16 protein-coding genes are annotated in these 21,007 nt (G+C 61.2%); 4 read left to right on the top strand and 12 right to left on the bottom strand.

The genetic code is table 11. From position 1 onward, the window contains the following. Positions 1-82 precede the first annotated feature (82 nt). The gene (locus tag K3180_RS10525; protein ID WP_221540668.1) at positions 83-1,609 is read left to right on the top strand and encodes a helicase HerA-like domain-containing protein; all 1,527 of its coding nucleotides are present in this window, start codon (positions 83-85) and stop codon (positions 1,607-1,609) included. Here the strand turns inward: K3180_RS10525 and K3180_RS10520 are convergent. The 6 genes from K3180_RS10520 to K3180_RS10495 form a co-directional block, all read right to left on the bottom strand. Continuing rightward, positions 1,606-3,033 (bottom strand): sensor histidine kinase, encoded by a 1,428-nt coding sequence (locus K3180_RS10520; RefSeq protein WP_221540666.1) that lies wholly within the window; start codon positions 3,031-3,033, stop codon positions 1,606-1,608. The genes K3180_RS10525 and K3180_RS10520 overlap by 4 nt on opposite strands. Further along, positions 3,030-3,764: a response regulator gene (locus K3180_RS10515; protein ID WP_221540665.1), complete on the bottom strand. Its 735-nt coding sequence runs from the start codon at positions 3,762-3,764 to the stop codon at positions 3,030-3,032. Before K3180_RS10515 ends, K3180_RS10520 begins: the two co-directional genes overlap by 4 nt. A 48-nt stretch (positions 3,765-3,812) precedes the next feature. Beyond that, complete coding sequence (locus K3180_RS10510; protein WP_221540664.1) at positions 3,813-4,466, bottom strand: EF-hand domain-containing protein; 654 nt, start codon at positions 4,464-4,466, stop codon at positions 3,813-3,815. A gap of 178 nt (positions 4,467-4,644) precedes the next feature. Next, positions 4,645-5,043, bottom strand: coding sequence for a cupin domain-containing protein (locus tag K3180_RS10505; RefSeq protein ID WP_221540662.1), 399 nt, complete (start codon positions 5,041-5,043; stop codon positions 4,645-4,647). Further along, the gene (locus tag K3180_RS10500; protein ID WP_221540660.1) at positions 5,043-5,438 is read right to left on the bottom strand and encodes a VOC family protein; all 396 of its coding nucleotides are present in this window, start codon (positions 5,436-5,438) and stop codon (positions 5,043-5,045) included. The genes K3180_RS10505 and K3180_RS10500 overlap by 1 nt, the downstream gene beginning before the upstream one ends. Before the next feature lie 60 nt (positions 5,439-5,498). Continuing rightward, entirely contained in the window at positions 5,499-7,304 is a 1,806-nt protein-coding gene (locus tag K3180_RS10495) for an aminopeptidase P family protein (protein WP_221540658.1), read from the bottom strand. 186 nt (positions 7,305-7,490) lie between these two features. On the opposite strand from K3180_RS10495, the gene K3180_RS10490 reads away from it, so the two are divergent. Then, positions 7,491-9,596, top strand: coding sequence for a S9 family peptidase (locus K3180_RS10490; protein ID WP_425594524.1), 2,106 nt, complete (start codon positions 7,491-7,493; stop codon positions 9,594-9,596). After that, the gene (locus K3180_RS10485; RefSeq protein ID WP_221540656.1) at positions 9,593-9,988 is read left to right on the top strand and encodes an acyl-CoA thioesterase; all 396 of its coding nucleotides are present in this window, start codon (positions 9,593-9,595) and stop codon (positions 9,986-9,988) included. Before K3180_RS10490 ends, K3180_RS10485 begins: the two co-directional genes overlap by 4 nt. 3 nt (positions 9,989-9,991) lie before the next feature. Here K3180_RS10485 and K3180_RS10480 read toward each other — a convergent pair whose 3' ends face one another. From K3180_RS10480 to K3180_RS10460, 5 genes are all read right to left on the bottom strand, one after another. Next, positions 9,992-11,713, bottom strand: coding sequence for a sensor domain-containing diguanylate cyclase (locus K3180_RS10480; RefSeq protein ID WP_221540654.1), 1,722 nt, complete (start codon positions 11,711-11,713; stop codon positions 9,992-9,994). 91 nt (positions 11,714-11,804) lie between these two features. Next, on the bottom strand, positions 11,805-12,929 hold the full coding sequence (gene ald, locus K3180_RS10475; protein WP_221540652.1) for an alanine dehydrogenase: 1,125 nt from the start codon (positions 12,927-12,929) through the stop codon (positions 11,805-11,807). 78 nt (positions 12,930-13,007) lie between these two features. Next, positions 13,008-14,558, bottom strand: coding sequence for a DUF389 domain-containing protein (locus K3180_RS10470; RefSeq protein WP_221540650.1), 1,551 nt, complete (start codon positions 14,556-14,558; stop codon positions 13,008-13,010). 9 nt (positions 14,559-14,567) lie between these two features. After that, positions 14,568-16,901: an FtsK/SpoIIIE family DNA translocase gene (locus K3180_RS10465; RefSeq protein ID WP_221540648.1), complete on the bottom strand. Its 2,334-nt coding sequence runs from the start codon at positions 16,899-16,901 to the stop codon at positions 14,568-14,570. Between the two features lie 56 nt (positions 16,902-16,957). Then, positions 16,958-17,485: a thiamine phosphate synthase gene (locus K3180_RS10460; protein WP_221540646.1), complete on the bottom strand. Its 528-nt coding sequence runs from the start codon at positions 17,483-17,485 to the stop codon at positions 16,958-16,960. A gap of 22 nt (positions 17,486-17,507) precedes the next feature. Between K3180_RS10460 and K3180_RS10455 the strand changes: the two genes are divergently transcribed. After that, positions 17,508-18,176 (top strand): YggS family pyridoxal phosphate-dependent enzyme, encoded by a 669-nt coding sequence (locus K3180_RS10455; RefSeq protein WP_221540644.1) that lies wholly within the window; start codon positions 17,508-17,510, stop codon positions 18,174-18,176. A 49-nt stretch (positions 18,177-18,225) separates the two neighbouring features. On the opposite strand, the gene K3180_RS10450 is transcribed toward K3180_RS10455, so the two are convergent. Further along, positions 18,226-20,958, bottom strand: coding sequence for a TonB-dependent receptor (locus K3180_RS10450; protein WP_221540643.1), 2,733 nt, complete (start codon positions 20,956-20,958; stop codon positions 18,226-18,228). Between the last annotated feature and the right edge of the window lie 49 nt (positions 20,959-21,007).

The raw sequence follows: 21,007 nt of genomic DNA, 5'->3' as shown, positions 1-21,007 counted from the left end.
TGCTCCAAGTCGAGCCATTGCTTGACCTTGGCGCCCTGCCTGCGCCACATCGGCACATACATCGAAAAAGAACGGGAAGAATATGAGCACGATTTTCCTCGGGTTGGATGCGCATGGCGAAAAGCAGTATTTGCGGCTCGAACAGGCCAATCGCCACGGGCTGATTGCGGGCGCAACCGGGACCGGAAAGACCGTGACATTGCAAGGCCTGGCCGAGAGCTTTTCCGCCAACGGCGTGCCTGTATTCGTTGCTGACGTGAAAGGCGATCTGGCCGGCATATCCATGGCCGGTTCCTCGCAATTCAAACACGCCGACAAGCTGGAAGGCCGCGCGAAAGAACTGGGCATGGACGACTATGCCTATGCCGATAACGCCGCGGTCTTCTGGGATCTCTACGGCGAACAGGGTTTCCCGATCCGCACGACGATTTCGGAAATGGGGCCGTTGCTTCTCGCCCGGTTGCTCGATCTGAACGAGACGCAGGAAGGCGTGCTCAACATCGTCTTCCGCTATGCCGACGAGAACAAGCTCCTGCTGCTCGATCTCGGCGACCTGCAATCGATGCTCAGTTTCGCCTACGACAATGCGAGCGAGCTTTCGGGCACATATGGCAATGTCTCCAAGGCCAGTGTCGGGGCAATCCAGCGGCAGTTGCTCAGTTTCGAAAGCCAGGGCGCGGATATGTTCTTCGGCGAACCCGCGCTGGAGATCGACGATTTCCTGAAGGTGGACGAGCAGGGCCGCGGCATCATCAACGTGCTCGCCGCCGACAAATTGATGCGCGGACCCAAGCTTTACGCAACCTTCCTTCTGTGGCTGCTCGCCGAGCTGTTTGAGACCCTGCCCGAGGTTGGCGATCCCGATAAGCCGAAGCTGGTGTTCTTCTTCGACGAGGCGCACCTGCTGTTCGACGACGCTCCTGAAGCGCTGGAAGACAAGGTCGAGCAGGTCGTGCGTTTGATCCGGTCGAAGGGGGTCGGCGTCTATTTCGTGACGCAGAACCCGATCGACATTCCCGAAAAGATCGCCGGGCAACTGGGCAACCGTATCCAGCACGCATTGCGCGCCTTCACCCCGCGCGACCAGCGCGCGATCAAGGCGGCCGCCGAGACTTTCCGCATCAATCCCGAGCTCGATGTCGAAGAAGCGATTACCGAACTCAAGGTCGGCGAGGCTCTGGTCTCTACTCTCGACGAGGACGGTGCGCCGACGGTGGTTCAGCGCACGCTGATCAAGCCGCCGCATTCTCGCCTTGGCCCCGTCACCGAAAAGGAGCGCAAGATCGTCAATTCGGTTAGCGAGCTGGACGGGAAATATGACGATGCCGTCGATCGCGAGAGCGCCGAGGAAGTGCTTGCCGCCAAGGCTGCCGATGCTGCCGCGACCGCCGAAGAGGTGGCGGAGAAGGGGCGGGAAGAAGTGGCGAAGCGTAGCCGCAAATCGACTTCGATGTGGGGCAGGGCGGGCAAGGCCGCGGCCACGGCTGCGGCAGGGTCGCTGACCTCGATCGCGGTGGCGACGGTACTGGGCAAGAAATCGAGCGCCAATCCGCTGCGGACCGGCGCCACGGCATTCGTGCGCAACATTATCGGCGGATTGATGCGCTAGAGCGGGAGGCGGAATTCCGCCCGCAATCCGCCGCCGGGACGGTTCGACAAATGCAGTTCTCCGCCGTGTTGTTCGGCCACGGCGCGTGCCAGCGTCAGGCCTAACCCCGCCCCGCCGGTGGCGCGGTTGCGGCTTGCCTCGCCGCGGGTGAAGGGCTCCAGCATGTCGGCGATGCGGTCTTCGGGGATGCCCGGCCCGCTGTCCTCTACGCGCAGCACGGCGGCATCTCCTTCTTGCAATACGGATACCCGGGCGCCGCCGCCATAACGCAGGGCATTCGAGACGAGGTTGCGCAGCCCGCGCTTGAGCCAGGTGAGGTGGATGGTCGCGACGATGCGCTGCGTTTCCAGATCGACCGTCTCTCCCATGTCCTCGAATTCCTCGACTACCGAGGCAGCCAGTGCAGCAAGGTCGGTCCTTTCCGGCGCGGCGTCCGACTTGCCGACGCGGGCAAGCGCAAGGATTTCGTCGAGCGTAAGCGTGATGTCCTCGATGCTGTCGACCATGCGTTCGCGCGCCGCGGCATTCTCGACGCTTTCGACGCGCACGCGCAGGGCGGCCAGCGGAGTCTTGAGATCGTGCCCGATCGCGCCGAGCATGACGTCCTTTTCGGCCAGCATGGCACCGATCCTTGCCTCCATCGCATTATGCGCGCCAATCAAACGGCGGACATCTTCCGGCCCGTGTGGCTCCATCGGCTCGGACTGGCCGGGCCGCCGCGAGAATTCCTCGGTTCGCGTCGTCAACTGGGCGAGCGGTCCGGTGATCCGGCGCAGGACGAGCCAGAGGACGAAGGAGAGGAGCAGGGTAAGTATCCCGGCCTGGAGCAAGGGAAAAAGCGGGCCGTATCTTTCATGCGGCTTGCGGATCGGGGCGCGGACCACGTCCCAGCCATTGCCGTCCGTAATCCCGGCGACCGCGATGGAATCGGGCAGGTCTTCCGGCGCATAACCACGGCGAAGGGCAAGGCGCTGCAGGAAACGCTGCGCGATCGGATCTGCCGATACGGGCCGCTCGACCAGCCTGATATCGGTGAATTCGCGGCCGTTCTCGCGCAATGTCTCCGCAAGGCGTTCCTGCAGTTCGGGCATCGCGCGATCCTGCGGCAAGGTCTGGAAGCCGGTTTCTCGTGTGAAATCGGTGCCGGAGAACCGACGGCCCATCCGGCGCGGGCGGTCCTGTTCGCTACGGCGGGACACTTCCCGGCCAGGGCTGATCCGGGCCACAAGTTTTTCCGCCCCGCCTTCCCGGATGCGGGCCGAAGCGACGAGGCGCAGGCCCAGCGTGTTTACCAAGCCGGTTTCGGCGCGATCCTTTTCGATGCTCCACGCCAGAAATCCGTTCACGCCCTGGACGATGAACAGCGTGAGCGCGACTGCCAGCGTAACCTGGCCGAGCAGGCTCTTCGGAAGCCAGCGCGTCACCGGCTATCCTGCGCCATCCGCGTAACTTCGGCGGCGAAGCGATAGCCGCCACCGCGGACGGTCTGGATGAAATGCGGGTTGCGGCTGTCTGCTTCGATCTTTCGGCGTAGCCGGCTGATCTGGTTATCGACCGCACGGTCGAACAGGTGCGCTTCGCGGCCTTGCACCATATCGAGCAGCTGGTCCCGATCGAGGACGCGGCGCGGATGATCGCAGAAGGCGCGCAGCATACGGAATTCGGCGGTCGAAATCGGCACGAGAGTGCCTTCGGGATCGATCAGGCGGCGCTTCAGCGGGTCGAGCTTCCAGCCCTCGAATGCGTACAGCATGTCCTCGGCAGCATCTTCCGGAACGCGCTCGGCACGTCTCAGGACCGAACGGATACGCGCCACGAGTTCGCGCGGTTCGAAGGGTTTCGTCACATAATCGTCCGCGCCGATCTCGAGACCGACGATCCGGTCCATTGCTTCGCCCTTGGCGGTCAGCAGGATGACCGGCGTTTTCTTGGTCTCGGCGAGGTGGCGACAGAGCGAAAGGCCGTCCTCTCCCGGCATCATGATGTCGAGCAGGACGAGGTCGGGCGTTTCCGTGCCGAGCAGACTGCGCGCCATGGCTGCGCTGTCCGCTTCACGCACGACGAAACCCTGGCCGGTGAGATATTCGGCCAGGGGCTCGCGTAGCGTTCGCTCGTCGTCGACGAGCAGGAGGGTGGTGGGCGCGTTATCGTTCATGGATCGGCTTTCGCGCCTACCGTGAGGCTTGCGAGATGCGCAAGCGCCTTACCGGTCGGCTTCGCGCTTCGCCTTCCCTTCGGCGCGCATCTTCTGATGGGCGGCTTCGCGCTCGGCGGCGGTAATCCTCCCGTCGCCATTGGTATCGACCCTAGCGAAATGGGCGGCCTGTGCGGCGTCGAACTCGGCTCGCGTGATCGATTTGTCGCCATCGGCATCCGCCATGCGGATCATCATCATGCCGCCGCGACGACCACCGCGTTTGCCGTGATGGCCACGCTTGCCACGCGCTTCGCGATTTGCCTGCATTTCTTCCTGGGTGAGGCCGCCGGAGTTATCCGTATCCATGTTGGCGAAGCGCTCTGCCATGCGCTCGGCGCGGCGTTCGGCGCGTGCTTCCCGGCGTTCCATCCGCGCATCGCGCCGTGCTTCCATCTCGGCTTGCGACAGTTCGCCGTCGCCATTCGTATCGGCCTTGGCGAACATTTCAGCGCGGCGGGTGGCGCGGTCTTCGGCGTTGATCACGCCGTCGCCATTTGCATCCATTCTGGCGAACATGGCAGCGCCATGGCTGGCCATTTCGGCGCGGGTGACACTGCCATCGCCATCGGTATCGACCTTGCCCATCGGCCCCTGCGAAAGAGCAGCGGTTCCAGCCAATGCCAGTGCGGCGGCGGAAAATCCAATTGCGGTCTTTTTCATCATTCTCTCCAAACTGGGAGAGCTGCGGCGGTCCGTCGGGAGGAGGGGGAGAAACAGGAGGGCCCGCCGCAGCTCGTGTTCCCTTCTAGAGAGGCATTGTCGCAGCTTTATCCCGAAGACAGGCCGAATTGTATCGAAGTGTCGCGTTCAGCTGTCCGCGTTCATTGCCGCGCAAGCCTCAGCGCGGGCGGTGCTGCGTTCCTTCGCCTGCGGTTACGAAAATGGCGGTCGCCCGTTCCGCGACGTCGGCGATGTGCCATACACCGGGCGGATTGATCGCATATTCGCCTGCATGGAGGGTCATGCTCTCGCAGCGACCGTCGGGGAATTCCTGATGCAGTACCATCTCGCCCTCGGTACAGATCACCAACTCGTCGCCAGCCGGATGCATTTCCCAGCTCGGCCAGCCTTCCTCGAAAGTATGCTGGCTGACCAGCCGTCCTTCCCGGCCATCGGCTCCGTGCCGCTCGTCATAGGCCTCGTACCACTCCATCCCGTCAAAAGGAGGCTGGGGCACGGCGGTAGCGCCGAGGCCCAGATGGACGAAGCTGTCGGCGAGACGGCGCGGGCCGGTCATCAGGCGACCTTGTCCATCAGGAAGGCATTGAGCTTGTTGCCGTCAGGATCGCGGAAATAGGCGGCGTAGAACAGCATTCCGTTCTCGTCCGGCTCCCCGCGCGGACCCGGCTCTCCCTCGTCGCTGCCACCATTGGCAAGCGCTATATCGTAGAGGCGCTGGACCTGGGCACGGTCCTTCGCCTCAAGCGCCACCATCGTGCCATTCCCTACGGTCGCCTTTTCACCATCGAAAGGTTTGGTCGCAGCGATACCGGCACCGCCATCCCATTTGCCCCAGGCGATGAAGGTTTCGAAATCCATCATTCGGCCAACCCCGAGTTCCGCAGCGATGGCATCGTAGAACTTAGCTGCTCTTTCGAGATCGTTGGTACCGACCGTAACGTAACCGATCATTAGCTTACTCCTTGGAAAACGACTCGCGACCAGCGGAACGTTACGTGAACAAATGCCGTCCTACAAGGGCTGACATTCGCGTTCGAGCCAGGCAAGATCCTCGCCCTCGAGCTGCGGCGCCAGGATCTCGCGCGTTTTCGCGTGATAGTCGTTCCACCACGCTATTTCACGGTCGGTAAGCATCGATTTGTCGACCAGCCGGCGATCGAGCGGGACATGCGTCAGCGTTTCGAAGGTGAGGTACTTGCCTTCGCTGCCATCTATCTTCGCATCGATGACAAGCACCAGGTTCTCGATCCGGATGCCGAATTCGCCTGCTTTGTAATAGCCCGGCTCATTCGAAAGGATCATGCCCTCCTGCAATGGAGTTTCGGTGCCGGGAAATGCGCCGCCCGGCTTAGAGATACGCTGCGGACCCTCGTGAACGGAGAGATAGCTGCCCACACCGTGGCCGGTGCCATGGCCGTAATCGACCCCGGCCTGCCACAGGTGCATGCGCGCAAGAGCATCCAGCGCGCCGCCCGATGTCTTGTCCGGGAAACGCGCAAGGTCGAGCTCGATATGGCCCTTGAGGACGCGGGTATTGCGATCGACCATTTCGGCGGTGGGCTCACCCGGACCAACCCACACGGTACGGGTGATGTCGGTCGTGCCGTCGGGATACTGCCCGCCCGAATCGCACAGATAGATGCTCGACGGCGGGATCTTGATATTGCTGTCTTCGTCCACCTTGTAGTGCGGCAGCGCGGCATGGCCGGCTGCGGCGCTGATGGTGTCGAAACTGGTATCCTTCATATCCGGGCTCAGGCCGCGAAATTCGCGAAGCTTGGCCGCCGCAGTGAGTTCGTCCACCTCGCCCGAGGGCGCGTTTTCCGCGATCCAGCGCAAATATTTCACGACAGCCGCACCGTCGCGCGCCTGCGCGTCGCGGTGGCCCTGCTGTTCCGCGGGATTCTTGATCGCCTTGGGAAGCACTGCCGGATCGGCATCGCGCACCACCTTCGCGCCGCCCTGTTCGAGCGCGTGGAAAATGCCCGCCACTGCGTGATTGGGATCGACCGCGACGGTCTTGCCCTGGAGACCTGCAAGCGCAGGCTGGAAATCGGCCCGGTCCCGCACGCTGACGGCATTGCCGAGGTGCTTGGTCAGTTCGGGGGTCACCTTTTCAGGGGCTATGAATAGCTCCGCCGTGCCATCGGCATGGGCGAGCACGTAGGACAGCGCGACGGGCGTATTGTCGACATCGGCACCGCGCATGTTGAGCACCCAGGCGACCGAATCGAGCGCGGTGATAACCGTGGCGTCATACCCTTCCTGCTTGAGCCAGTCGGCGATCTCCGCGCGCTTGTCGGCGCTGGAACGACCTGCGAACTTGTCGTCATGCGGCACGGCGGCTGCAAGCGAAGGCTGCGGACGGTCGGCCCAGACCGCATCGATCGGATTGCCGTCGACCGGAACCAGTTCGATACCCTTCTTCGTGAAGAGCTTCTGCGCTTCTTCCGCCCATTCAATGCCGTGAAGCCAGGCATCGTAGCCGATTTTCGCCCCTTTCGGCGCATGTGCGGCGATCCATTTGGCGGGCGAAGTCGCAGGCACATCTTCGTAATCGTAGAGCTTGCCGTCCACCTGCTCGCGCACCTGGACGGTGTAACGCCCATCGGTGAACATCGCCGCCCTGTCCTTCAGCACGACGGCGCTGCCCGCGCTGCCGCCGAAGCCGGTCAGCCAGTGGAGGCGCTGGGCATAGGAGCCGACATATTCGCTCATATGCTCGTCGGAGATCGGAATTACGAAGCCATGAAGGCCGCGCTTGTCGAGTTCGGTGCGCAGCGCATCGAGGCGGGCTTCATGTGTCTGCATCAGCATTGGGAAGAATCCTTTCGTCGGGGCCGCTCGGCATTTGGGCGAAGCGGCGCTTGTCGCGGCTTGGTGCCGCGCATAATCGCTCCCCATCAATAGGGAATTGCGGCCTCTCTTTCCACCTTTGCGCCGCATGAGGAGGGACCATCCGTGACTTTCATTCGACTGGCTGCGTGCCTATCTGCCGCAACGCTGGCATTCGCCGCGCCTGCATATGCCCAGAATAGCGAAGGGAACTCCGTGACCTCACCCACCTCTCCGCCCACTGCCGAGAAGCGCGACTACAGCTACACGCACCACGGGATCACCATCTCCGATCCCTATCACTGGCTGAAGGACCAGAGCTATCCGACGATCGACGACGAAGATGTGCTCGATCATCTGAAGGCGGAAAATGCCTGGTTCGAAACGCGCATGGCGCCGCAACAGGCGCTGGTCGACGAGCTGTACGAGGAAATGAAAGCGCGTGTGAAGGAGGACGATTCCACTGTCCCGCAGCGCCGCGGAGAATGGCTTTACTGGTCGGAATTCGAGGAAGGCAAGGAGTATCGGAAGCATTACCGCAAGCCTGTTTCCGGGGGCGATCCGGTCTTGATCCTCGACGAAAACGGGATGGCCGAGGGTCACGACTATTTCCGCCTCGGCGCTTTCTCGATTTCGCAGGACGGGCGTTATCTCGCCTATTCCACGGATACCAACGGGTCGGAACGCTATACTGCGCGCATCAAGGATCTCGAAACCGGCGAATTGCTGGCCGACGAAATCCCCGGCATCCGCACAAATCTCACCTGGGTCGCGAACGACAAGGCACTCGTTTACGGCGAAGCCAATGAAAACTGGCGCACGCTCAACGCGAAGGTCCACTACCTCGGCACTCCGGCGTCCGAAGATATCGAGATCTACACGGAAGCCGACGAAAGTTTCGGGGTGGGCACCGGCTTGTCCGCACAGGAAGACTGGCTGATCATTGGAACCGGGGACAACGAAACGAGCGAGGTACGCCTCGTGCGGGCAGACGATCCGACCGGTGAGCAGATCCTCATTTCTCCGCGCATCAAGGGCCGCGAATACGATGTCGATGTGCGCGACGGCACACTCTACATCCACACCAACGACGATCATGTGAATTTCCGCCTCGCCACTGCGAGCCTCGACAATCCCGGCGATTGGACCACGCTGATAGCGGGTTCGGACGAATTCTATCTCGACGGCTTCGAACTGTTCAAGGACTTCTACGTAACCGAAGGTCGCCTGCGAGGCCTCGACCAAATCCAGCTCCGGAGCTACGCCGATCCCAATCTGGTGAAGCCGGTGGCCTTCACCGAGGCCAGCTTTTCGACCGGCCTTTCCAACAATCCGGAATACGATCAGGACAGACTGCGCCTGTCCTACGCCAGCATGGTCACGCCGGACTCGGTCTATGATTATCATGTCGCGACAGGCGAACTGGAACTGCTGAAGCAGCAGGAAATACCGAGCGGCTACGATGCCAACCTTTACGAGGTCGAACGCATAGAAATTGCCGCGCGTGATGGAACGATGATCCCCGTCTCGATCGTCAGCCGGAAGGATCGCGAACAGGGCGGGCCGCTGCATCTCTATGCATATGGCGCCTACGGTTTCGCATATCCTCCCAGCTTCTCGACCACGCGCCTGAGCCTGGTGGATCGCGGCTATGCCTTCGCCATCGCGCATATCCGCGGCGGCGACGATCTGGGCCGGAACTGGTATCTGCAGGGCAAGCTCAACGAGCGTACCAACACCTTCAACGATTTTGTCGATGTGGCAAAGGGACTGATCGCGAAGGGGTACACGAAGCAGGGCAAGATCAGCGCGAGTGGCGGTTCTGCCGGGGGCGAACTGATGGGAGTGGTGGTCAACACCAATCCCGAGCTCTGGGGTGCGGTTGTGGCGCATGTCCCCTTCGTCGATGTGCTGAGCACCATGCTCGACAAGGACCTGCCGCTGACGCCGGGCGAATGGCCCGAATGGGGAAATCCGATCGAGAGCAAGCAGGCCTTCGCCTATATCCTGTCGTACAGTCCCTATGACCAGGTGGTCGCACAGGACTATCCGCCGCTGCTCGTAACCGCCGGTCTCAACGATCCGCGCGTAACCTATTGGGAGCCCGCCAAATGGGTCGCCAAGCTGCGCGAACTGAAGACCGACGATAACGAATTGCTGCTCAAGACCAATATGGGCGCGGGACATGGCGGCAAATCGGGACGTTTCGCATCGATCTACGAAGTGGCCGAGGAGTATGCCTTCATTCTCTGGCAGATGGGCGAAGCGGATTGAGCTCGAAGTACCAGCAAAGATTTAGGGCAAGGCCCGAGCACATCGACGAGCTCGGGCACGTCAACAATACGGTCTGGGTCCGCTGGATCCAGGATATTGCCGTGGCGCACTGGGAGAGTGCGGCACGACCGGAAGACAGCGCCCAGTTCTTCTGGGTCGTGACGAGGCACGAAATCGATTACCGCGGGAACATATCCGAGGGGGAGAACGTCACCGGCGAGACCTGGATTGAGGGAGGGCCGCGCGGGGCGACTTCGATACGCCGTGTCGACTTCCGCAACGAGGCAGGCAAGGTGATTGTTTCTGCCGCCACGACCTGGGCCATGCTGGATCGTCAAACCCAGCGGCTGGTCCGCGTGAGGCCGGAGATACTCGGCCCCTTTCGTTCCTGACGGCTAGGCTGCGGCCGGGCGGGGATGTTCGGCGAGAGCCTCTACCTCTCCCAGAGTCTCGGAATGGGTCCGGTTACGTCCCGCGCATTTCGCCGCATAGAGCAATCGGTCGCCCTGGGCGTAGAGCGTCTCGAAATTCGCTTCGGGCTCTGCGGCGATGGCCTTGAAATCAAGATAGCCCATGCTGGCCGTGACGGGGAATTGGACTTCGTCCACCTCGGCCATGATGCGTGCGGTGACGGCCTTTCGGCGGCCTTCCGCCTTTTGCGCCGCATCCTTGCCGCGCAAGAGGAGGAGGAATTCTTCGCCCCCGATGCGGAAAGCGATGAGATCTTCCTCGTCCCCGGGGCTGAGTGCCCAGGCCGCGCTGCGGATTACGCGGTCGCCGACGGGATGCCCCAACTTGTCGTTGATCGCTTTGAATTGATCCAGATCGACCACAGCCATCGCATGGAATCCCTGGCGAACCAGATCGGCATAGCGCGCCTCTAGTGCACGCCGATTGAGCAAGCCGGTAAGATCGTCCAATTCGCTCAGAACTTCGAGATCGCGAGCTGCCATAAGTGCCTTGTCGCGTTCGCGGCGCAGAGTCATGAAGCGTTCGGCGACCGCTAGGGCCGTCGCGACGACTTCGAACAACAGGGCGAAGTTCTGCGGCCAGGTTTCATCGAATTCGAGACCTAGCACCGGCAGATATACACTGATCGCCTGAATGACGACGATCGAGGCGAGAGGCGCAAAGCCGAGGATAAGGTACGGCGCCATCTTGCTGCCGTGCCGTCGCGCTTGCCCCAAGATGGCGAAATAGGCGGCAAGAAGGATCAGGAATACGCCAAAATAGACGTGGTCGATCCATAATCCGAATGCTTCGGGAAAAAGCGTGGTCGACAGCCCGTTGAGTAGCGTCAGCGCCACCATTCCCACTAATATCTTCCTGTGTCCTCGGGTCAGGTGCAGGGGCTCGACAAAATTCAACGCGAACAGGAAAGTCGCGATCACCATCAGATCGAGGCTGAGATAGGTAATGATCAGCTCGGCCTCGAAAGACAGTCCCGAAACGAGCGGAAGCAGGCCGGAGACTGCCGCGGTCTGCAACGAAGCCATGATGCAGAATGCGGCATGGAACAGAGGAAAATTCTCACGAAGCGCCCTGAAGAATACGAAATCGAAGATCATCGGGGCGAGGAACAGGCCGCATAATAGCGCTGCGAAAAGATGGATTACCCCGGCCGTTGCGCGCACCGAGGGTTCGACAACCAATTCGCCTTCAACCAGAGCTTCGGGCCAGTTGCCGTTGTCGAGGACCATCACCATGGCTTCGGTCGGTTCGTCCAGCCGGGGTAGCTCGGCAAGCGACTTCAGGCTCGAGGTGCCTAACTGTGTATCCCTGAAGGTGTAAACACGGGTGGCATGCCCTCCGTCACTGCCCAGCGCGATAATGGTGAGTTTTTCAAACGGATAACGGTCGAACTCTATGAAATGCGGCGGTTTCTTCGACCATGGCCCCTTTTCGAAATCGAAGCGGATGAAGTGCCGTTCCTGCTCCCAGTCGAATTTCGCTCCTTCGCAGGTCCAGCCTGCAGCGTCGACCGCGCGCACCTCAACTCCGACTGAACTCTTGTCGGAGGTATGGCAGATGGATCCGGCAGGGAAGGGTTCACGCGCTGAAACAGGCGATGCCGCAAGCAACTGCATCGCCAAGAAGGCGATACAGATGAGGCGCATCACGCGCATAATCGGTATGGAGAGCACCCCGCCCATTGCTGCCGTTTACATGGCGGCACTTAAAGGAAGGTTACCGAAATACGCTGAGGCGTTAACCCTTGCTGGAGAGCACCTCGGCTACCGGACGGTAATCGTAATTCAACTCCTGCGCCACAGCCTCATAGGTCACCTCGCCTTTATGGACGTTCAGCCCCGCGGCCAGGTGGGGATCGTTGGCCATGGCATTCTTCCAGCCCATGCGCGCGATTCGAAGGGCGTGGGGCAGGGTAACGTTGTTGAGGGCATAGGTACTAGTGCGCGCCACTGCGCCAGGCATATTTGCAACGCAATAGTGCACGATATCGTCAACGATATAGGTCGGTTCAGCATGCGTGGTGGGCTTGGAGGTCTCGAAGCAGCCACCCTGGTCGATCGCCACGTCGACGAGGACCGCGCCCTTCTGCATGTCCTTGAGCATCTCGCGCGTGATCAGCTTGGGTGCGGCGGCGCCCGGAATCAGCACGGCGCCGATGACGAGGTCTGCCCCGCACACGGCATCGTGAAGGTTCGCCTGGTTCGAAAAGCGTGTTGCGGCGCGCGCTTCGAAATGCGTGCCGACCTTTTCCAGCACATCGGGATCGCGGTCGAGGATGGTTACATCGGCACCCAGCCCGACCGCCATTTGCGCCGCGTTGAAACCGACCACGCCGCCGCCGATCACCACGACCTTGCCCGGCATCACGCCGGGTACGCCGCCAAGCAGTACGCCGCGTCCGCCATGCGCCTTTTCCAGCGCCGTCGCGCCCGCCTGCACGCTCATCCGCCCGGCGACCTGGCTCATGGGCTTGAGGAGGGGAAGCTGGCCGCGCGGCCCGGTGACGGTTTCGTAGGCGATTGCGGTCACGCCGCTTTCGACGAGATCCCTGGTCTGCGCGGCATCGGGCGCAAGATGGAGATAGGTGTAAAGGATCTGGCCTTCGCGCAGTTTCTTGCGCTCGCCCGCCTGCGGTTCCTTGACCTTTACCACCATTTCGCATTCGGCGAAGATTTCATCGGGCGTATCGACGATTTTCGCGCCTGCTTCGATATATTGCTGGTCGGTCGCATCGATACCGCTTCCGGCCTGCGTCTCGATCCAAACCTCGTTGCCCTGAACGATCAGTTCCTTCGCGCTCTCCGGTGTCAGACCGACGCGATATTCATGGTTCTTGATTTCCTTGGGACAACCGATGCGCATGGGGAATACTCCTTCTCTGCGCCGGGCCGTTACAAGTGATACCATCGCCCTGCAAGCACGGCAAAACCACTCGCAAGCTTATTGCGGCAGCGCAGCCCATTCGATTTCGATACTGTCGGCTTCGACGCTCTGGACTTGCGAAATCTCGATCCCGGCATCCCGCAAACGGATCGCCAGTTCTTCGGTTTCCTTCTCGGGTCCGCGCAGGACCAGAGGCAGCCCGATTCGCCTTGCGGCCCAGGAAATTGTGCGTTCTGCAACTGCGCCCCGATCGGTAATTCCTTCTTCGTCCAGGCCGATCTCGGGGAGCCTTTGAGGAGGAGGCCGCAAATGGACCGTCCATCCGGGAGTCTTGTCGGCGACGCGTTGTTCGAGTTCACGATATCCAGCAAGCGACAGGCCGGGCAGTGGCCTTGCCGCCGCCGATACCCTGCGTGTCTCCCGGTCGACCAGCACATCCCCGCGCTCGACCCCTGCGGCCATCGCCATGCGTTCGATCATTGCGGCAATCTGGCGTTCGGTCGCAGCAGCCTGTTCTGCCGCGCGGGCACGCGCGAGCTCTGCCTGTTCCGCTGCGCCGGGATCGGCACCGACGCGGAATTGCTCGATCCTCACCGTCAGGTTCGTGCCCAGCCGCTGACGCAGAACGCGGTCGATATCCTCATTGGCATCGGTATCGAATTCGGGGGTTAGGACCGTCGCCGTTATGTTCAGAGGATCGCTGTCCCAGTCGATAGATTGTTCGCTGATCCTTGCGCGCTCTCCGAATTCGGCCTGAACGACATTGGTGACGATCCGCTGTGCATTGGCCTCCCAGGCGATTTGCCGGAGAGACAGGCCAAGCGGGATGGCGAGAGCTACCAGAATAGCGAAAATGCCGAAGTTCTGGAACCAGCCCTGCCTGCTGGAAAGGGTGGTCCGGAAGCCATAGAGACGCGCCATGATCGTTGCGGTCAAAGCTATGGCGAGGAAGTTCGTGAAGAACAGGCCCAGGGCCCCGAAGAACACCGTCCAGTTAAAGGTCGCAAGACCGAACCCGACTACGGCAAGGGGCGGCATCAGCGCAGTCGCGATCGCCACGCCGACGATCGTCCCCTCGCGTCCCCGGATCATGGCGTAGGAGCCCGCGATCGAGGAAAACAGCGCCACCATCAGATCGAACAGGTTGGGCCGCGTACGCGCCGCGATTTCCTCGGTAACAGTTTGCAGAGGTGAAACCACCACGATGAGCGCCGCGAACAACACGGCCGCAATGCTGCCAAGTGCAAGTGACCGAGCGCTGATCTTCAGCCACTTTTGCTTGCCCGTTGCCAGGGCGAATCCGACCCCGAGGATCGGACTCATCAGAGGCGAGAGAAGCATGGCGCCGATCACTACTGCCGGGGAGGACAGCAGCAGTCCGAGAATTGCTATCCCGGCCGACATCATCACCATCAGAATGTAACGTGGCGTAGCCGGGCATTCGGTCGCAATCTTTGCGACAACGTCCTGGTGATCTACTCCCGATCGCACCCTGTTGCGCCAATACTGGCGCAATGGAGCGATTGCGCGCCCGATCGGGGAAAATACCCAGCGTGCGGCACGTTCGGCCTCTTCATCGGCGGATGGATCTGCAGCGTTGACGTTCATCGGCGCTCTTTAGATCGGGTTTCCGTCCTGGTCGCGGAATATCTCGCGGCGGCCGACATGGTTTGCCGGTCCGACCAATCCTTCCGATTCCATTCGCTCGATCCACTTGGCCGCGGTGTTGTAACCCACGCCCATCTGGCGCTGTAGCCAGCTGCCCGAAGCTTTCTGGTTTTCGATCACGATCTGGCAGGCCTGGCGATACTTGCGCTCTTCCGGATTGTCGGAAGCGGTGAATTCGTCTTCGAAATTGAACCCGCCATCCTCCGGTTCCTCGGTCACGGCATCGACATAGTCCGGCTTGCCCTGTTCGCGCCAGTGATCGGCAACACGCTCGACCTCGTCGTCGGCCACGAAAGGACCGTGAACCCGCACGACCGCCCCGGTATTCGGCTTGTAGAGCATGTCTCCCTTGCCCAGCAGCTGTTCCGCCCCCTGCTCGCCGAGGATCGTGCGGCTGTCGATCCGGCTGGTCACCTTGAAGCTAATGCGGGTAGGCAGGTTGGCCTTGATCACGCCGGTGATGACATCGACAGAGGGGCGCTGTGTCGCCATGATCAGATGGATGCCTGCTGCGCGGCTCTTCTGTGAGAGGCGTTGGATCAGAACTTCGATTTCCTTGCCCACGGTGACCATCAGGTCGGCCAGTTCGTCGACAATCAGTACTATCAAAGGCAGCGGTTCGTAATCGAGCTGTTCTTCTTCGTAGAGTTCCTCACCCGTTTCCGGATCGAAACCCGTCTGCACGCGACGGCCGAGCGGGCTGCCCTTCTCGATGGCCTTTTTGACCTTCTCGTTGAAGCCCGCGATATTTCGGGAATTGACGCTACTCATCATCCGGTAGCGCTTTTCCATCTCCTCCACCGCCCATTTGAGCGCGCGGACCGATTTGGCCGGTTCGGTGACCACCGGGCTGAGGAGATGCGGAATGTCGTCGTAGGTCTTGAGTTCCAGCACCTTGGGATCGATCAGGATCAGGCGGCATTCGTCGGGCGTGAAACGATAGAGCAAAGACAGCAGGATTGCGTTCAACCCAACCGATTTGCCCGAACCCGTCGTACCGGCAACGAGCAGGTGCGGCATGGCGGCAAGGTCGGCGATGATCGGTTCGCCCGCAATATCCTTGCCGAGGATCATCGGCAGGCTGCCCTTGTGATCGACGAAGGCGCTCGAAGTCGCCAGTTCCTTGTAACTGACCATCTGGCGGTCGGCATTGGGCAGTTCGATCCCAATCACCGTCTTGCCGGGGATAGGACTGACGCGTGCGCTGATCGCACTCATGTTGCGGGCGATGTCTTCCGCAAGCCCGACGACGCGGCTGGCCTTGATGCCCGGCGCGGGCTCGAGTTCGTACATGGTCACGACCGGACCTGCGCGAACGGCGGTAATCTCGCCTTTCACATTGAAATCGTCGAGTACGTTCTCCAGCAGGCGCGCGTTTCGCTCCAGCGCAATCTTGTCCAGCTTTGCGACCTTCTGCTCCGGCTGGTCGGCCAGCAGTTCATGGCTCGGCAATTGATAATTGGCGAACATATCGCGCTGGCTGGGCTTGGCCGCAACGGAAGTCGCAGGCGCTGAAATGGGGTCTGCGATCTCGGGCACGCGGCGCGGGGCGCGTACCGGCTCGTCTTCCTCGGCCTGTTCGGCCGGCGGTTGTTTCGCCCGCTTCTGCTTCTTGGGGGCTAGCGGAAGATCAATGTCCGACAAGGGCGTGCGCCGTTTGAGGAATTCCGGCAAGGTGAAGAATTGCACCCAGTCGATGGCGAAAACCCTTGTGACGAGCGCAAGCCCACCACCAAGCGCAGCAAGTCCGAGCGCAGCAATGATCCAGCCCGAGAAATCGCCGCCGAACCGGGTGGCAATGGCTTCGATGCTCCCCGCGCCGAGAAGGCCGGCAGTCCCCCCGCCGCCCGCAGGGAATGGCCCGGGGCTTCCTTTGAAGAGCAATGAGATGACCGTGCCGAGCAGGACCATCGCGAGGAGGAGCATGGCGAACGGGCTCCACCATTTCCCCGGGGTTTCTTCCTCGTCGGGGTCTTCGACTCCGGTCCACAGCCTGCGCGCAGAAATCCAAAGCAGCGGCAAGAGCAGGAGTGCCGGCAATCCGAACCACAGGTAGGATTGATCTGCGGTCCAGGCCCCACTCGCCCCCATCCAGTTTGCGATATCTGCGCCAGATGCAGCGGTTGAAGCGCTGGGATCGGTTTGGGTGTAGCTGACAAGCGCCAGGGACAGGAACAACAGCAGCGCAAACAGCGCGCCCGCGCCGACCATATGTATGGCACGCCTCAGCGAGCGGCGAAAAGCCGCGCGCCAATCCGGTTTGGCGCCTGCGCGCGTTGCCATCTCGAATTTCCCTTCTGCCGCCTGAACTACATTATGAATCCTCGGAGAGTCCGAGGTCAAGCGCTCTTCGTCGAGGCGAGACCGTCGATCGCACCCCAACGCGGCCAGTGGAGTTCACGGGCCCGCTCATGCGTCATGCCGCCGAGGGCAATGACCGGTACGGGCGATTGCTGCGCCAGAGCGTGAAATCCCTTTATGCCGAGCGTCGGCGCATCGGGATGCGATGCAGTCGCGAAGACGGGAGACAGGAAAATCGCATCCGCCTCCACCTGGGCTGCCCTGCGTAACTCGTCCTCATTATGCGCTGTCGCCAGACGCAATCCGGGCCCTGCGCGCCTGACATCGCCATAGGTCCCGTCGGCGCCCCAATCCTCCTCACCCGAGAGAATGACCACGTGTCCCATCTCACGAGCGCATTTCGAAAGTTCATCGAAGCGATGCCGGCGCGCTTCGGATTCCAGATGATAGTGGCGAAAAACGAACCCGGAGTCACGGGGCATCGCCTTGAGGGAATCCTGCAGCACGGTGTCGTTGCGTGCATCGGAAAGCAGCCATAGCAGGGGAAGGGTCTGGTGCGAGGACATGCACACGCTATAGCGCGGGGCGATGGAAAAGGCAGACACACCGCTCCACAGCGTACAGCAAAAAATCCGGGAGGCCTGCCGCCGGGCGCGGCGCGGCGCGGATGAGGTGACATTGATCGCGGTCAGCAAGCGACATCCTGCTTCTGCGGTCGAACCGCTTCTGTTCGAGGGTCATCGCCACTTCGGCGAGAACCGCGTGCAGGAAGCGCAGGAGAAATGGCCCGCGCTGCGGGAGCGACATCCCGGGGTGCAGCTTCACCTCGTCGGCCAACTGCAATCGAACAAGGCGGAAGATGCTGCGGCATTATTCGATGTGATCCATTCTCTGGACCGGCCCAGCCTCGTCAAGGCGCTGGCTAAAGCATTCGACAAGACCGACCGGCAAGTACCATGCTTTGTGCAGGTAGATATCGGTGATGAACCGCAAAAAGGCGGTTGCCCGGTCAGCGAACTGCCCGCCCTGCTTGCGCAGGCGCGCGATGCGGAAATTCCTCTCGCAGGTTTGATGTGTCTGCCGCCTGCCGATATCGAACCGGCCCCGTTCTTTGCGCTGCTCGACAAGCTGGCGCGCGATCACGGTCTGGAAGGTCGGAGCATGGGCATGAGCGGCGATTACGAAACCGCGATCATGCTCGGCGCAACGCATATTCGTGTCGGAACAGCGCTATTTGGCGAACGGCCAGCCAACTAAAAAGGGGCACCCGAAGGGCGCCCCTTTCCTCTCCAGATCCGGGATCAAGTTAGAATTCGGCCCGCACCGTCACACCATAGGTCCGCGGCTCCGCAAGGAACGCAGAATAGGTCTGCTGCGGGGCAATGAACGGCGTGTTGAAGGCCACCTGGGTGTAGTCCTCGTCGAACATGTTCTGCACCCAGCCTTCGATCGAGAAACGATCCGCAATGTTGGTCAGACCGATGCGTCCGTTCACTACGATGTAACCGTCCTGTTCCTTGCCGTACAACAGGTCGGAACCGGTATTGTAATCGCCGGTCATGCGACCATTGATGAAGACCAGACCCTTCATGCCCGAATTTCCGATATCCGGGGTCCATGTGAACGAGCTGGTAGCAACCCATTCGGGAGCGTTCGACAGATTATCGCCGGGAAGCAGGCGGAGCGCCGGGTCGAGAGGGGCACCCGAATCGCTGCCGACGAGATTATCCTCATAACTCGTGTCAGCGTAGGTAATGCCCATCGTCATATTCACATTGCGCGTCGGGCTCAGGCTCGTTTCGAATTCAACACCCTGTGAAATCACGCCGGGCCCGACACTGTCCGGATCGCAGGCGCCCGTTGCGGGACTTGCATCCCGATCCAGCCCGCCAAGATCGTCGTCACAGCCATTGATGTTCTGCACGAGGAAGACCGACCCGTTGAAGGTATTCAGCTGGAAATTGCTGAACTCCTGCCGGAAAGCGGTGAGCCCGAAACCCCAGAGTCGCTCTGAATACTTGAGGCCGATTTCAAAGGCATCGACCGTCTCTTCATCGAACTGCAGCGAGGCAGGATCGATGTTCGCGACGTTAAAGGTCACCGGGTTGCCGAGCGCCGAACGGTCGAGGTTGAAACCGCCCGCCTTGTAGCCACGCGAATAGGAGCCATAGACCATGAGATCGTCGACCGGTTTCCAGCTCAACACCGCGGTTCCGGTAAATTCGTTCTCGTCACGCGTGTCGGCGATGGAGACGCCATCCAGCTCGGCAGTCGAGTTACCCTGGCACGACAGGGCGATCAGGCCGCCGGCAAGACCCGCAAGGGGCGTTGCCAAAAGGCCCGAAAGAAGTGCGCGGTTCTGCGGGCAGATGACGTTGTCGTTGCTGAATGTCGCGTCGAAATCCTTGGTTTCGCTGGTGTAACGCAGGCCAAGGGTAAGATCGAGCGTGTCGGTGATGTGGAAGATATTGTGCGTGAAAAACGCGAAATTTTCGCTCGTTTGATTGTAAACATCTCCGGTGCCGCCAAGATCGTTGACATTCGACAAATTGGTGATGCCCTGAAGGATAACCGGCGTAGCCGCGCCGAACGCTCCTGCGCCGCCATTGGCCGCCTGCAGTGCGCCACGCCCGAAGGCGCCGAGGCAATCCTGCTCGGACGGATTTGCAAGAGCCGGATTGATTGCCAGGGCGATACGGCAGCTCACGAATGTGCCATACTGGTCGCCGAAGCGCAGGTTGTCGCGCACCTGCAGCTCTTCGTTAGCGTAATAGCCGCCGATCAGCCAGTCGAGGCGGTCATTGAAGGCAGTGCCGTTGAGCCGGAGTTCCTGCGTGAAGGTACCGAACTCGCGCGCGCCGGCATTGTTGCCGGGCTCGCGATAGAGAATATCCACCTGCGTATAATCGGTATCCGAACCCTGCGTGTTGGAATATTCGCGATAGGCGGTGATCGAAGTGAGCGTGGCATTGCCCAGGCTCCAGTTCAATTCGCCGGAAATGCCGTAGTCCTCGGTTTCGCCGGCATAGCTGCGGCCAGGGGTGACATAGATATCCCGATTATAGGTCGACTGGTTGAGGGCCGCCGGGTTCTGCCCGAGGCCGAGCAGGATATTGGTAATCGGGTTGCTGGTGCTCGTCAGCGCCGGGGAGCCTGGCACGGGACGGGCGAAGGGATCCAGACCGGGCGAAACGCGCGCAAGCGGGGCAACCTCGGGCTGTACGAAAGTCGCGGCGCAGCAAGCCTCGTCCTTCTTGGAATAGTCTCCGACCAAGCGGAAGCTGATATCCTCGCTGGGCTCGAAAAGGGCCTGCGCGCGCACGAGATAACGGTCACGATTGTTGACGTCCGTATCGTTGACCACGTCGTTGTAAAAACCGTCGCGCTGGAAAAATACCCCATCGATCCTTGCGGCGACTGTCTCGCCGAGGGGGGCGTTTACGCCGCCTTCTACACGAATGGCGTCGAAATTCCCGTAGGTGAAATCGGCATAGCCGCCGAAGTTGAATTCGGGTTCGGCGGTGTAAATCGAGATAAGACCGGCAGATGCGTTGCGACCACCCAGAGTTCCCTGAGGACCGCGCAGGATTTCGATGCGGTCAAGCGGTCCGAGTTCGGACAGGGCATTGCCTGAACGCGAACGATAGACGCCATCGACGAAGACCGCGACCGAGCTTTCGAGGCCCGGGTTGTCACCTACTGTGCCGATGCCGCGGATACGGGCGGAGCCATTGGCCTCGTTACCGGTCGAAGAAACGAGCAGCGACGGTGCAACCTGGTTGAGTTCACGAATGTCGCTGGTGCCGGAATTTTCCAATGTCTCGGAAGATACGGCGGAAATCGCGACCGGAACATCGGCCAGAACCTGCTCGCGCCCCTGTGCGGTCACGACGATCACGGGCGCCCCGTCATCTACGTCCGCATTGTCGACCATGTCGCCTTCTTCGGCGACTTCCTGTGCCATCGCCACCTGGGGCAGCAAGGTGAAGCCAGCGCCCAGAATGGCGAGTGTGCGCAACGAATGCTTAGTCTTCCTCATCGGGAAACCCTCTCCTCTGTTTATCTCTCGCAATAATCAGTGGCTGATT

Source organism: Qipengyuania huizhouensis, from assembly GCF_019711635.1.
In the GTDB taxonomy this organism is placed as follows: Bacteria; Pseudomonadota; Alphaproteobacteria; order Sphingomonadales; family Sphingomonadaceae; genus Qipengyuania; species Qipengyuania huizhouensis.
Note: the sequence above shows the minus strand (reverse complement) of the source record. Positions and strands in the feature narration are given on the sequence as shown.